Annotated in this window: 12 protein-coding genes; 4 read left to right on the forward strand and 8 right to left on the reverse strand. The window is 64.7% G+C overall.

The window, feature by feature from the left end:
- Positions 1-40 precede the first annotated feature (40 nt).
- The 5 genes from ACZ1A1_RS19435 to ACZ1A1_RS19455 all read right to left on the reverse strand — a co-directional run bounded on the left by ACZ1A1_RS19435 (position 41) and on the right by ACZ1A1_RS19455 (position 4,368).
- Positions 41-514, reverse strand: a complete 474-nt coding sequence (locus tag ACZ1A1_RS19435; RefSeq protein WP_463621208.1) for a molybdenum cofactor biosynthesis protein MoaE — start codon at positions 512-514, stop codon at positions 41-43.
- Positions 515-517: 3 nt separating this feature from the next.
- Positions 518-772, reverse strand: a complete 255-nt coding sequence (moaD, locus tag ACZ1A1_RS19440; RefSeq protein WP_463621209.1) for a molybdopterin converting factor subunit 1 — start codon at positions 770-772, stop codon at positions 518-520.
- A 1-nt stretch (position 773) separates the two neighbouring features.
- Entirely contained in the window at positions 774-1,358 is a 585-nt protein-coding gene (gene pgsA / locus ACZ1A1_RS19445; RefSeq protein WP_119258787.1) for a CDP-diacylglycerol--glycerol-3-phosphate 3-phosphatidyltransferase, read from the reverse strand.
- Positions 1,359-1,558: 200 nt separating this feature from the next.
- Positions 1,559-3,607 carry an excinuclease ABC subunit UvrC gene (uvrC, locus tag ACZ1A1_RS19450; protein ID WP_463621210.1) on the reverse strand — a complete coding sequence of 683 codons (2,049 nt, stop codon included), beginning with the start codon at positions 3,605-3,607 and terminating at the stop codon, positions 1,559-1,561.
- Positions 3,604-4,368: an SDR family oxidoreductase gene (locus ACZ1A1_RS19455; RefSeq protein ID WP_463621211.1), complete on the reverse strand. Its 765-nt coding sequence runs from the start codon at positions 4,366-4,368 to the stop codon at positions 3,604-3,606. Before ACZ1A1_RS19455 ends, uvrC begins: the two co-directional genes overlap by 4 nt.
- 358 nt (positions 4,369-4,726) lie before the next feature.
- Here ACZ1A1_RS19455 and ACZ1A1_RS19460 point away from each other — a divergent pair, with 358 nt between their 5' ends.
- Positions 4,727-5,362, forward strand: a complete 636-nt coding sequence (locus ACZ1A1_RS19460; protein ID WP_415212018.1) for an outer membrane protein — start codon at positions 4,727-4,729, stop codon at positions 5,360-5,362.
- 63 nt (positions 5,363-5,425) lie between these two features.
- On the opposite strand, the gene ACZ1A1_RS19465 is transcribed toward ACZ1A1_RS19460, so the two are convergent.
- The 3 genes from ACZ1A1_RS19465 to ACZ1A1_RS19475 are packed head-to-tail and all read right to left on the reverse strand — an operon-like array spanning position 5,426 to position 7,679.
- On the reverse strand, positions 5,426-6,016 hold the full coding sequence (locus ACZ1A1_RS19465) for a glutathione S-transferase family protein (protein WP_463621212.1): 591 nt from the start codon (positions 6,014-6,016) through the stop codon (positions 5,426-5,428).
- 14 nt (positions 6,017-6,030) lie between these two features.
- On the reverse strand, positions 6,031-6,765 hold the full coding sequence (locus tag ACZ1A1_RS19470) for a ribonuclease T2 family protein (protein WP_463621213.1): 735 nt from the start codon (positions 6,763-6,765) through the stop codon (positions 6,031-6,033).
- A 53-nt stretch (positions 6,766-6,818) separates the two neighbouring features.
- Complete coding sequence (locus tag ACZ1A1_RS19475; RefSeq protein ID WP_463621214.1) at positions 6,819-7,679, reverse strand: 23S rRNA (adenine(2030)-N(6))-methyltransferase RlmJ; 861 nt, start codon at positions 7,677-7,679, stop codon at positions 6,819-6,821.
- 102 nt (positions 7,680-7,781) lie between these two features.
- Between ACZ1A1_RS19475 and ACZ1A1_RS19480 the strand changes: the two genes are divergently transcribed.
- The 3 genes from ACZ1A1_RS19480 to aspS all read left to right on the forward strand — a co-directional run bounded on the left by ACZ1A1_RS19480 (position 7,782) and on the right by aspS (position 12,684).
- A complete protein-coding gene (locus tag ACZ1A1_RS19480; protein WP_463621215.1) occupies positions 7,782-9,896 on the forward strand; it encodes a molybdopterin-containing oxidoreductase family protein in 2,115 nt (704 codons plus the stop codon).
- A gap of 16 nt (positions 9,897-9,912) precedes the next feature.
- A complete protein-coding gene (locus tag ACZ1A1_RS19485; RefSeq protein WP_463621216.1) occupies positions 9,913-10,509 on the forward strand; it encodes an NUDIX domain-containing protein in 597 nt (198 codons plus the stop codon).
- A 387-nt stretch (positions 10,510-10,896) separates the two neighbouring features.
- Positions 10,897-12,684: an aspartate--tRNA ligase gene (gene aspS, locus ACZ1A1_RS19490; RefSeq protein WP_463621217.1), complete on the forward strand. Its 1,788-nt coding sequence runs from the start codon at positions 10,897-10,899 to the stop codon at positions 12,682-12,684.
- The last annotated feature ends 91 nt before the right edge of the window (positions 12,685-12,775 follow it).

Below are 12,775 nucleotides of genomic sequence, written 5' to 3' on the forward strand. Positions count from 1 at the left end.
CCCGAGGATCCAGCCATACGGCACCACGGCAACCGTCCCGCTAGGACCACTTCCCCCGCGCCCGGTCGTCGCTCTCCTTGGCATCGACCCAGCCGCCTTCGCTTCCGTCGGAAAAGTGCTCCTTCTTCCAGAAGGGCGCGGAGGTCTTCAGGTAATCCATGACGAAGGAGGCGCCGTCGAAGGCGGCGTGGCGATGCGGGGCGGCGGCGATGACGAGGACGATGTTTTCGCCGGGAGCGATCCTGCCGGTGCGGTGGATGGCGGCGATGCCGAGGAGGGAAAAGCGTTCGACGGCCTCATGGCAGATGCGGCCGATCTCGGCTTCCGCCATGCCCGGATAATGCTCGAGTTCCAGCGCGGAAAGCCGTCCGCCCTCGTCACGGCAGAGGCCCGTGAAGGTCACGATGGCGCCCGCCGCTGCCTGTCCACCCGTCACCCGTGCCGTCTCGGCCGCGATGTCGAAATCGTCCGTCTGGACGCGCACGGTGACCGGTGCCGGGGCGCGGCCGGTCACGGCTCAGCCTCCCGTCATCGGCGGGAAGAGGGCGATCTCCCGGGCGCCGGCAATCGGCTCGTCGTGCTCGACATGTTCCTGGTCGATCGCGATGCGGATGACCTTGTCGTGCTCAAGTGCGTGGGCATAGTCCTCGCCGAGCGTCTTGAGATAGCGCAGGAGTTCGCCGCCGGTGGTCACGGAGACCGGCAGGTCGATGTCTTCCTCGCCCTTGCCGATCCGTTCGCGCACCCAGGCGAAGTAGACGAGCCGCGTCATCTCACTCGTCCACGATATGCTTCAGGCCGGCGCGGAAATAGTCGTAGCCGGTATACATGGTGATGGCGGCGGCGACCCAGAGCAGCACGATGCCGATCTCGGTCGTATAGGGCAGCACCTTGTCGCCGGCCGGGCCGGCCAGCAGGAAGCCGATGGCGAGCATCTGGATCGTCGTCTTCCACTTGGCGATGCGCGTCACGGGCACGCTCACCTTGAGGTCTGCGAGATATTCGCGCAGGCCAGAAACGAGGATCTCACGGCACAGGATGATGATCGCCGCCCAGATCGTCCAGCCGGCGATGGTGCCGTCCGCGGCCATCAGCAGCAGCACCGAGGCGACGAGCAGCTTGTCGGCGATCGGGTCCAGCATGCGGCCGATATTCGACGTCTGGTTCCAGATGCGGGCGAGATAGCCGTCGAGATAGTCGGTGATGGACGCCGCGACGAACAGCCAGAAGGCCGTCCAGCGCGCAAAGTCCGACGACTCCAGCCGCCCTTCGATGAAGAAGCAGAGGACGATCAGCGGAACGGCCAGGATGCGGCCGTAGGTGAGGAGGTTCGGGATGCTATATGCGCGGGAAGCCATGGATTTTTCGGTCTCGTCAGTTTACGGCTAGATGAGGTCTTTGTGACTGCAACGTCAACCTTTGTTTCCGGCAATTCTTGGCGAATTTGCGGAGGGCGGCGCAATGCCGCTCCCAACGCCCCGGTTTCCGGTGATGAAAACTCCACTTTTCTCCGGATAGGCCCGCCATTCATCGTCGGAACGCGAATATGCGCCGCCCGTCAGCCGGCCGCGTCGTCGTGGAAATGGTTGTAGACGAGGCGGGCGACGCTTTCCGAGATGCCGCCGACGGCCATCAGGTCCGCCATGGCGGCGCGCGAGACGGCCTTGGCGGTGCCGAAATGCTGGAGCAGGGCGCGCTTGCGCGTCGGGCCGATGCCGGCGATCTCGTCGAGCGGGTTCTTGACCATCTCCTTCTTGCGCCGCGCCCGGTGCGAGCCGATGGCGAAGCGGTGCGCCTCGTCGCGCAGGCGCTGCACGAAATAGAGCACCGGATCGCGCGGCGGCAGCGAGAAGTCGGCAATGCCTTTCATGAAGAAGCGCTCGCGCCCCGCCTCGCGGTCCGCGCCCTTGGCGACGCCGATGGCGATCACCTGGTCGGTGATGCCGAGTTCTTCGAGGATGGCGCGCACCGCCGTCATCTGGCCCTGGCCGCCATCGATGAGGATGACGTCGGGCCAGGCGGGGAAGGGCAGGTCCGCCGCCTCCGCGCCCGTATCCGCATTGCGGTCCGGCAGGCCCTCTTCCTTGATGAGGCGGGAGAAACGCCGGGTCATGACTTCCTTCATCATGCCGAAGTCGTCACCGGGCGTGATGTCGGTCGATTTGATGTTGAACTTGCGGTACTGGCCCTTCACGAAGCCTTCCGGCCCCGCCACCACCATGCCGCCGACGGCATTGGTGCCCATGATGTGCGAGTTGTCGTAGATCTCGATGCGGCGCGGCACATAGGGCAGCTTGAAGGTCGCGGCGAAGCCTTCGAGCAGGCGCGACTGCGAGGCCGTCTCGGCGAGCTTGCGCCCGTGCGCTTCGCGGGCATTGGCCACGACATGGTCGACGAGGTCCTTCTTCTCGCCGCGCTGCGGCACGGAGATGGCGACCCTGTGCCCCGAGCGCTCGGAAAGTGCCTGCGAGAGCAGGTCGATCTCCTCGACCTGCTCGGACAGCAGGATCTGCCGGGGACAGGGCTTGTCGTCGTAGAACTGCGCGAGAAAGGCGTTCAGCACCTCCGCGCCGGTAAGCTGCGGGTCGGCCTTGGGGAAATAGGCGCGGTTGCCCCAGTTCTGCCCGGTGCGGAAGAAGAAGACCTGGATGCAGGAAATGCCGCCCTCGTGATGGATGGCGAAGACGTCCGCCTCCTCCACGCCGGCCGGGTTGATGCCCTGGTGGCTCTGGACATGGCTGAGGGCCGCCAGCCGGTCGCGATAGACGGCGGCGCGCTCGAAATCGAGGTCCTCCGCCGCGGCGTTCATGGCCTCGGCCATATGCGCCTTCACCTTCTGGCTCTTGCCGGAGAGGAAGTCTTTCGCCTCCTGCACCAGTTCGGCATAGTCGCTATCGCTGATCTCATGGGTGCAGGGCGCGGAACAGCGCTTGATCTGGTAGAGGAGGCACGGCCGCGTGCGCGTCTCGAAGACGCTGTCGGTGCAGGTGCGCAAGAGGAAGGCGCGTTGCAGCGAATTGATGGTGCGCCCCACCGCGCCCGCCGAGGCGAAGGGGCCGAAATAGTCGCCCTTGCGGCTGCGCGCGCCGCGATGCTTGAAGATAGCCGGTGCGCGGCTATCGCCGGTCACGAGGATATAGGGAAACGACTTGTCGTCGCGCAGCAGCACGTTGAAGCGCGGGCGCAGCCGCTTGATGAGATTCGCCTCCAGCAGCAGCGCCTCGGTCTCGGTGCGCGTGGTGACGAACTCCATGTTCGCCGTCAGGCGAATCATCTGCGTAATGCGGTTGGAATGGCCGCGGCCCTGCGCGTAGTTGGTGACGCGCTTCTTCAGGCTGCGCGCCTTGCCGACATAGAGCACGTCGCCGTCCGCATTGAACATGCGGTAGACGCCGGGGCTGTTCGGCAGGCGCTTGACGAAGGCCTGGATCCTCTCGGCGCCGATGAGGCCCTCGGGCACGTCGCCGCCCTCGTTCCAGTCTATGCCCGGGGTGGCGATGGCGGGCGCGGCGCTGCCTTCGGGCGGGCTTTCCTGAAGCTCGTCTTCCTCGTCGGTCTCGTTTTCGTCATAGAGGATGCCGCCATCCTCCACCTTCCGGCCGTTCATTCCGCTATTCCCCCGACATCGGGTGTTTCCCAGGCGAGATGCTGCCCGCCGTCGAGCGCTATCATTTGCCCCGTAATGGACGGCGTGTCGAACAAAAAGCGAACTGTGCGGCCGAATTCCTCCAGCGAGGGGCCGCGTCGGAGGATCAAACCCTCCACCTGCGCCTGGAAGGCGGCATCGTCCTGCCGCTCGTTCGGCAGGGAAGGGCCGGGGCCGATGGCATTGACCCGCACCCGCGGCGCGAAGCTCTGCGCCATGGTCCGCGTCGCCATCCAGAGAGCGGACTTGGAGAGCGTATAGGAATAGTAGCGCGGCGTCGGGTTCCAGACGCGCTGGTCGATGATGTTGACGATCGAGCCCGCATGTCCCTCGGGAAGCTGCCGGACGAAATCGCGCGTAAGGATCGACGGCGCCTTAACGTGCACGGCGAAATGCCGGTCCCACAAGTCGTCGTCGAAGGCCTCCACGGTGTCTGGCTTGAACAGCGAGGCGTTGTTGACGAGGAGGTCGATCGGACCGAGGGCGCCGTTGACGCGGTCCATCAGCCGCGCCGTCGCCGCGCCGTCCGCGAGGTCGCATTGCACCGCGGCCGCCGTGATGCCCTGCCCGGCGAGCCCGCGGACCATGTCCTCGGCGTCCTCCAGGGACTCGTTTGCATGGATGGCGACGGCAAAACCATGTGCCGCGAGATCGTCCACGATGGCCTTGCCGATACGCTTTGCGCCGCCCGTTACGAGGGCCGTTTTCAAGGGCTTCTTCAAGAAAAGTCCGTCCTGCCGATTCATTTGATTAACCGGCCCAAGATATAGACATCTCTGCGCAGGCTTAAACTCCCCCGGAAAATTGGTTGCGGAAAAATTAACCGCGGAGGCAATTTCAAAGTAATTTGAAGTATATTTTACCGTATTCCTCGCTGATTGAAATCATGGTTAATGAATTGCCTGTTGTTCAAAAGTCACATCCAATTTGTGCCGCGTGTCTGCCACAATCATTTCACATTTTGGCTCTTCCATTTCCTCAATCTTTATTCAATTTCACCTCAACCGGGCGGGACTGAATTGCAAATGACGACGCCCGTCAGCCTCCCAGAGAGGGCGTCGTTTAGTAAAGGAGAATAACATGCGTACACTTATCGCTACCCTCGTCGCTTCGACCGTTTCGATGGTCGCCTTCCAGGCCGCACACGCTGCCGACGCCATCGACGAAGTTCCGCAGGCTCCGGCCGCGGAATATTCGGAACCGGTCGTCAAGAACTGGTCGGGCGCCTATGTCGGTGGCACGGCCACGTGGCAGAACGGCAAGTTCAACGGTCAGCACAACAACCGCGCGCACGGCTTCGGCGGCGGCGTCTACGGTGGTTACAACATGCAGAGCGGCCAGATGGTCTATGGCGGCGAAGCCGACCTGAACTATTCGGGCGTCGACAACACGGCCAACGGCTTCAAGGCCAAGCAGGGCGCCAACGGCTCGATCCGCGGACGCGTCGGTGTCGACCTCAATCCGGTCCTAGTCTACGGCACGGCCGGTATTGCAGCCTCGAACGTCGAGGTCAAGAATCCTGGCGTTGGCAAGGATGATGCGACGATGCTCGGCTGGACGGCCGGTGCTGGCGTGGAAGCCTTCGTTACGGACAACGTGACCGCCCGCGTCGAATACCGCTACAGCGATTACGGCAAGAAGAACTTCCGTGGCGCCGGCGTAAAGAGCGGCTTCGAGGACCACAGCATTCGCGTCGGTATGGGCGTGAAGTTCTAAGTCGCAACGGCTCAGGAAATGCGAAGAGGCCGGGCGAAAGCCCGGCCTTTTTGTATTGTGCTCTCAGCCCTTGAACATCGCGTAGTCGGGGAAGACGGTTTCGAAGCGGGCGAGGTAGCGCTTCAGCTTCGGCCGGCCGCGCTGCCACTTTCCGGCAAAGCGCATCTCGATGTAGCGCAGCATGGCGGCGAGGGCGAAGTGGCCGGCATGCGGTTTCTTGCCGAGGCGCGGCATGTTGGCTTCGAGGTGATCGAGCGCGCGCTCGACCTTCTGCCACTGGCGGTCGATCCAGGGCTGGTGAACCTTGTCCTCCGGCCGCGTGCGGCGTTCGTAGACGATGGAGAGCAGGCTGTCGCACATGCCGTCGGCGGTCGCCTCCAGCACATCGACCTCGGTGCGCTTGGCGGCGTTGCGCGGATAGAGCGTGCCGCGCGTCTGGCGGTCGATATAGTTCATGATCGCCCGACTGTCGTAGACGGCGAGCCCGTCGTCGGTGAGAAGCGTCGGGATCTTGCCGAGCGGATTGGCGGCGAGAAGCTCGGCCGGGTTCGCATTGGTGTCGACGACGACCGCATCGACCGGAAGACCGGCATAATGGGCGGCCATGCGCACCTTGGTGGAGTAGGGAGAGGCGTCGGAATAGAAGATCTTCATAGGTGGTTCCTGTTCTAGCGGATGGGCGGCTGTTCGATGGACGGGGCGCGGCAGGCGGCGCGGTCGACGGCGGGGCAGGTGCGGAAGGCAAGGTCCGCCGTCATGCAGATGCGGACCTCCTCCAGCCGGCCGTCCTCGCAGGTGACGGCGATGCCCTTGGGGTCGAGCCCGGGATTGGCGGCGATGAAGGCGCTTTCCACCGTGTCTGGCGAAAGACGGCGGCCGCCGCGGCCTGCCTCGGCCGGAATGCGGATGCGCTCGAAGGCGGCGCGGACCACGGCGAAATAATCCTTCTGGGAAAGGCCCGAGCAACTGCCGTGCTTGCGCCATTCATGGCCGACCAGCCCCATGGAGGGAATGATGTCGAGAACGGTGCGGCCAAGGCTCTCCGGCACGCGGTCCGATTCCCGCGTCGGACAATATTCCGGATAGCCGCGCTCGTTCTGCGGCCAGAGCCCGTGCACGATGAAGCCGTTGTTCTCGCCGCGGCGGCACTGCTGCGTCCTGCCGCCGGCATCGTTGTCCGCGCACCAGGTCGGCGACCAGGAGAGCGAGAGGACGTAGAAGTCGAAGCCCTTGCCGAGCGGCGCCTGCGCCCGCTTTTCCGGCGCGGCGTGATTCCTCTCCGGCTTGGCCTTCCCGGCCGGTTTTTCCTCGCCGCAGCCGGCGAGCGCGGCCATGCCGGCGAAGAGCAGCGGGACGAGGATGGAGGAGGGCCGTCGCATCATGGCGCGGCCGCGGGCAAGCATGTCATGAAGGTCTCCCGGTTCGGCGCGCGATTGTTGCCGCCGAAGGAGAAAGGTCAAGAGGCCTTCGCTTCGCCTGCAAGCCAGAAAATACGCGCCGCGGCGAAACGGTCCTGCGCCAGCCGCTCCTTGAGGAAGGGCAGCAGCACGTCGAGCTCCTGCTTCAGCGTGAAGGGCGGGTTGACGACGATGAGGCCGGAGCCCGTCAGCCCCGTCGTCTCCCGGTCGCTCCTCACGGAAAGCTCGGCGCAGAGCATCTTGGCAATGCCCGTCTCTTTCAGCGCCTTGTGGAAGGCGGCGGTTGGCGCGTTCTTCTTCAGCGGATACCACAGGCAATAGACCCCGCCGGCAAAGCGGCGCACGGCCTTTTCCAGCCCGTCGACCAGCCGCTCGTATTCGCCCTCGATCTCGAAGGGCGGATCGACCAGCACGATGCCGCGCTTCTCCTTCGGCGGCAGATGCGCGCCCAGCGAAAGCCAGCCGTCGAGATGGGTGATGCGGCTCTGGAAGTCGCCGTCGAAGAGGCGATGCAGCGTCTCGTAGTCGTCCGGATGCAGCTCCATGGCCGAAAGCCTGTCCTGCGGGCGGAACAGCATGCGGGCGAGCTTTGGCGAGCCGGGATAATGGGTTAGCCCGCCCTGCGGATTCAGTTCCTGAATGACCTTGAGATAAGGTTCAAGGATGGCGGCCACCGCCGCCGGCATGTTGCCTTCGAGCAGCCGGCCGATGCCGTCGCGCCATTCACCGGTCTTCTGCGCCTCCTCGCTGGAAAGGTCGTAGAGCCCGATGCCGGCATGGGTATCGAGCACGCGGAAGGCCTTGTCCTTGCCCTGCATGTATGTGACGAGGCGGGCAAGCACGGCATGTTTCAGCACATCCGCGAAATTGCCGGCATGGTAGATGTGGCGGTAGTTCATGGAGCGCTGCCCGGGATCGTCCGCAATGATGCGACGATGAATTGTTGCGATGGTAGAACGTTTTGCCTTTTGGCCGTTTGCGCTCTGCAATATAGAAAAGCCATGAACGTTGCGACCCCCCATCTCGGAAAAGCGCGGATCGGCCATTCGGCCTGCCCGCACGACTGTCCCTCGACCTGTGCCCTCGATATCGAGATCGATGCGGAAGGCCGCATGGGCCGCGTCAGGGGCAGCGCCGACAACAGCTACACGGCCGGTGTCATCTGCGCCAAGGTCGCCCGTTACGCCGAACGCCTCTATCATCCCGACCGGTTGATGAAGCCGCAGGTCCGCAAGGGCGCCAAGGGCAGCGGCGAATGGGCCGACATCTCCTGGGAAGCCGCATTGGACGCCATCGCCGAAGCCTTCGTCAAGGCCGAGCAGGCGCATGGCACGGAGGCGGTCTGGCCCTATTACTACGCTGGCACGATGGGCCTCGTGCAGCGCGATTCCATCGAGCGCCTGCGCCATGCGAAACGCTATTCCGGCTTCTTCGATTCCATCTGCACCAATCCGGCCTGGACGGGCTTCACCATGGGCGCCGGCACGCTGCGCGGTCCCGATCCGCGCGAAATGGCGAAGTCCGACTGCGTGGTGATCTGGGGCACGAACGCCGTCTCCACGCAGGTCAACGTGATGACCCATGCCGTGAAGGCGCGCAAGGAGCGGGGCGCGAAGATCGTCGTCATCGACGTCTACGACAACCCGACGATGAAGCAGGCCGACCTCGCGCTGAAGCTCAAGCCGGGCACCGACGCCGCGCTCGCCTGCGCCGTCATGCATGTCGCCTTCCGCGACGGCTATGCCGACCGTGCCTATATGCAGAAATTCGCGGACGATCCGGCCGGCCTCGAAGCCCATCTCGCGACCCGCAATCCGCAATGGGCGGCCGACATCACCGGCCTTGCCGTCGAGGAGATCGAGGCTTTCGCCGCGCTCGTCGGGCAGACGAAGAGAAGCTTCTTCCGTCTCGGCTACGGCTTCACCCGCAGCCGCAACGGCGCGGTTTCCATGCATGCCGCGCTTTCCGTCGCCACGGTTCTCGGCTCCTGGCAATATGAGGGCGGCGGCGCGTTCCACAGCAATTCCAGCATCTTCCATCTGCGCAAGGGCGAGCTGACGGGCGCGAAATTCGTCGACCCCGATATCCGCATGCTCGACCAGTCGCAGATCGGCCGCATCCTGATGGGCGATGCCGTCGCGCTACGCGATCGCGGCCCGGTCACCGCCATGCTGATCCAGAATACCAACCCGGCGAACGTCGCGCCCGAACAGCGCCTCGTGAAGCAGGGCTTTCTGCGCGATGACCTCTTCGTCGCCGTGCACGAGCAGTTCATGACCGATACGGCAAAGCTCGCCGATATCGTTCTGCCCGCCACCATGTTCGTCGAGCATGACGACATCTATCGCGGCGGCGGCCACCAGCACATCCTGCTCGGCCCCAAGCTCGTCGAGCCGCCGGCGGCCGTGCGCACCAATCTCTTCGTCATCGAGGAACTGGCAAGGCGCCTCGGCATCGCCGGCCTGCCGGGCTTCGGCCTTTCCGAGCAGCAGCACATCACCCGCATGCTGCCCTATTACGAGATGGATTTCGACGGGCTGAGGGAAGAGAAGTGGATCGACTGCCAGCCGGATTTCGAGACGGCGCATTTTTCCAAGGGCTTCGGCTTCCCCGACGGCAAGTTCCGCTTCCGCCCGAACTGGACCAACACGCCGGCTCCCAACAAGCCGCCGAAGGTGCTCGGCGCCTTCGGCCCGCACGAGGCGCTGCCGGCCTTCCCGGACTATGTGACCGTGATCGAGACGGCGGATGCCGACCATCCGTTCCGCCTCGCGACATCGCCCGCCCGCACCTTCCTCAACTCCACCTTCTCGGAAGGCAAGAGCTCTCGCGAGCGGGAAGGGCGGCCGGAGGTGATGATCCACCCGGACGACGCGGCGGCGCAGGGCATCGAGCCGGGCGATATCGTGCGCCTCGGCAACCGGCGCGGCGATATCCGCCTGCATGCGAAGGTAACGGCGGAAGCCAAGCCCGGCGTGCTCATCGCCGAAGGCATCTGGCCGAATTCCGCCCATCTCGACGGCGAGGGCATCAACGTGCTGACCGGCGCCGATCCCATCGCGCCCTATGGCGGCGCGGCCTTCCATGATAACCATGTCTGGCTGCGCAAGGCCTGACGCCGAAGGGTATTCCATGTCCGCAGAAAAGCAGTCGTCCGTCCGTATCGTCGAGCAGCAGACGGTCTGGAAGCGTTTCATCCACTTGCGCACCCTCGTCCTCGAACAGACCCGCGCTGACGGCCGCGTCGAGTTCCTCGACCGCGAGGTGCACGACCACGGTGCCGCGGCGGCGATCCTCCTCGTCGATCCGGTGCGCCAGACGGTCGTGCTGGTGCGCCAGTTCCGCCCCGGCGCCTTCCTCGGCGGCCACCCGGACGGTTTCCTCCTCGAAGTGCCCGCCGGCCTTCTCGATGACGACAGCCCGGAGGACGCCATCAGCCGCGAGGCGATGGAGGAGACCGGCTATGCGGTGAGCGACCTCCGACACGTCTTCGACATGTATTCCAGCCCCGGCACGCTGACGGAACGCGTCTCATGCTTCGCCGCTCACATCGATTCCGCCAGGCGCGACGGCAAGGGCGGCGGCGTGGACGGCGAGGGCGAGGATATCGAGATCGTCGAAATGCCCATCGACGAGGCCTGCGGCCTGATCGCCAACGGCGGCATCGTCGATTCAAAGACGATCATGATGCTGCAATGGCTGATGCTGAATCGCGAGGCGTTTGGGTAACGGGAATCGTGAGACACCCTCGGCCTTCCCGCAGAAGGTTTCCGCATCGATCGAAATGGAATGCAAAAGGCGCGGCAGATTAAGTCCCTCCCCCTTGTGGGGAGGGATTTAGGGAGGGGTCTTCCCCGTAACGCCCCTGCTACGCGGGGCCGCCCCCTCTGCCTGCCGGCATCTCCCCCACAAGGGGGGAGAAAGCGGGAGGCTTGCTCACCGTTGAAAATTGAATGCCAAGGGAGAGGCACGGTAAGCGCCTCGCCCTTGTGGGAGGGGCCTTTCCCCCGCCAAGCCTTGACAAACGGCCGCCACCATGCGCTTTTCCGCGCGATTTTCTTGGGTAGCTGCGCCGGGACCTTCCCGCGCGGCCCGTCAGCATTTCAGGATACCACGATGCACCGTTACCGCAGCCATACCTGCGCCGCTCTCCGCAAGTCCGATGTCGGTGAGACCGTCCGTCTTTCCGGCTGGGTCCACCGCGTCCGAGATCATGGCGGCGTGCTCTTCATCGACCTGCGCGACCATTACGGCATCACCCAGGTCGTCGCCGACCCTGATTCTCCGGCCTTCAAGAAGGCCGAGACGGTGCGCGGCGAATGGGTGATCCGCATCGACGGTCTCGTCAAGGCGCGCACCGAGGACACGGTCAACAAGACCATGCCGACCGGCGAGATCGAGCTTTACGCACAGGACATCGAGGTTCTGTCGGCCGCGAAGGAACTGCCGCTGCCGGTCTTCGGCGAGCCGGACTACCCGGAAGACGTGCGCCTCAAGTACCGCTTCATCGACCTGCGCCGCGAGACGCTGCACCGGAACATCGTCAAGCGCACGCAGATCATCTCCGCCATGCGCAAGGGCATGGGCGAGGCCGGCTTTGCCGAATACACGACGCCGATCCTCACGGCCTCCTCGCCGGAAGGCGCGCGCGACTTCCTCGTGCCGAGCCGCATCCATGAAGGCAAGTTCTTCGCCCTGCCGCAGGCCCCGCAGCAGTACAAGCAGCTCCTGATGGTCGCCGGCTTCGACCGCTACTTCCAGATCGCGCCGTGCTTCCGCGACGAGGATCCGCGCGCCGACCGCCTGCCGGGCGAATTCTACCAGCTCGACGTCGAGATGAGCTTCGTCACCCAGGAAGACGTCTGGCAGACGATGGAGCCGATGATGACGGCCGTCTTCGAGGAGTTCGCCGAAGGCAAGCCCGTCACGAAGGAGTGGCCGCGCATCCCCTATGACGAGGCGATCCGCAAATACGGCTCCGACAAGCCGGACCTCCGCAACCCCATCGTCATGCAGGCCGTCACCGAGCACTTCGCCGGCTCCGGCTTCAAGGTCTTCGCGAACATGATCGCGTCGAACCCGAAGGTCCAGGTCTGGGCGATCCCGGCCAGGACCGGCGGCAGCCGCGCCTTCTGCGACCGCATGAACGCCTGGGCGCAGTCGACCGGCCAGCCGGGCCTCGGCTACATCTTCTGGCGCAAGGAAGCCGAGAAGCTCGAAGGCGCTGGCCCGCTCGCCAAGAACATCGGCGAGGAGCGCACGGAAGCCATCCGCACGCAGCTCGGCCTCGATGACGGCGACGCCTGCTTCTTCGTCGCCGGCGACCCGGCCAAGTTCTACAAGTTCGCCGGCGAAGCCCGCACGCGCGCCGGCGAGGAACTGAACCTCGTCGACCGCGATCGCTTTGAAATGTGCTGGATCGTCGACTTCCCCTTCTACGAATGGAACGAGGACGAGAAGAAGATCGACTTCGCGCACAACCCCTTCTCCATGCCGCAGGGGGGCCTGGAAGCCTTCGACAGCAAGGATCCGCTGGAGCTGAAGGCTTACCAGTATGACGCCGTCTGCAACGGCTTCGAGATCGCATCGGGCTCGATCCGTAACCAGTCGCCGGAACTGATGGTCAAGGCCTTCGAGAAGGTCGGCCTCAGCCAGGCGGACGTGGAAGAGCGCTTCGGCGGCCTCTATCGCGCCTTCCAGTACGGCGCCCCGCCGCATGGCGGCTGCGCCTTCGGCATCGACCGCGTGGTCATGCTGCTCGTCGGCGCGAAGAATCTCCGCGAGATCTCGCTGTTCCCGATGAACCAGCAGGCGCAGGATCTCCTGATGAACGCCCCGTCGCCGGCAACGCCGACGCAGCTTCGGGAACTGGCGCTCCGCGTCGTTCCGTCCAAGAAGGACTGATATCTGGAAGGCGGGAAGGGCCTTGCCGTTCCCGCCGCCCGGAACAGTCGGGCGCCCACGCCGTTCTCCTTTCGTCAACACAGGAGAACGA

The organism is Shinella sp. R2-11 (assembly GCF_055330205.1).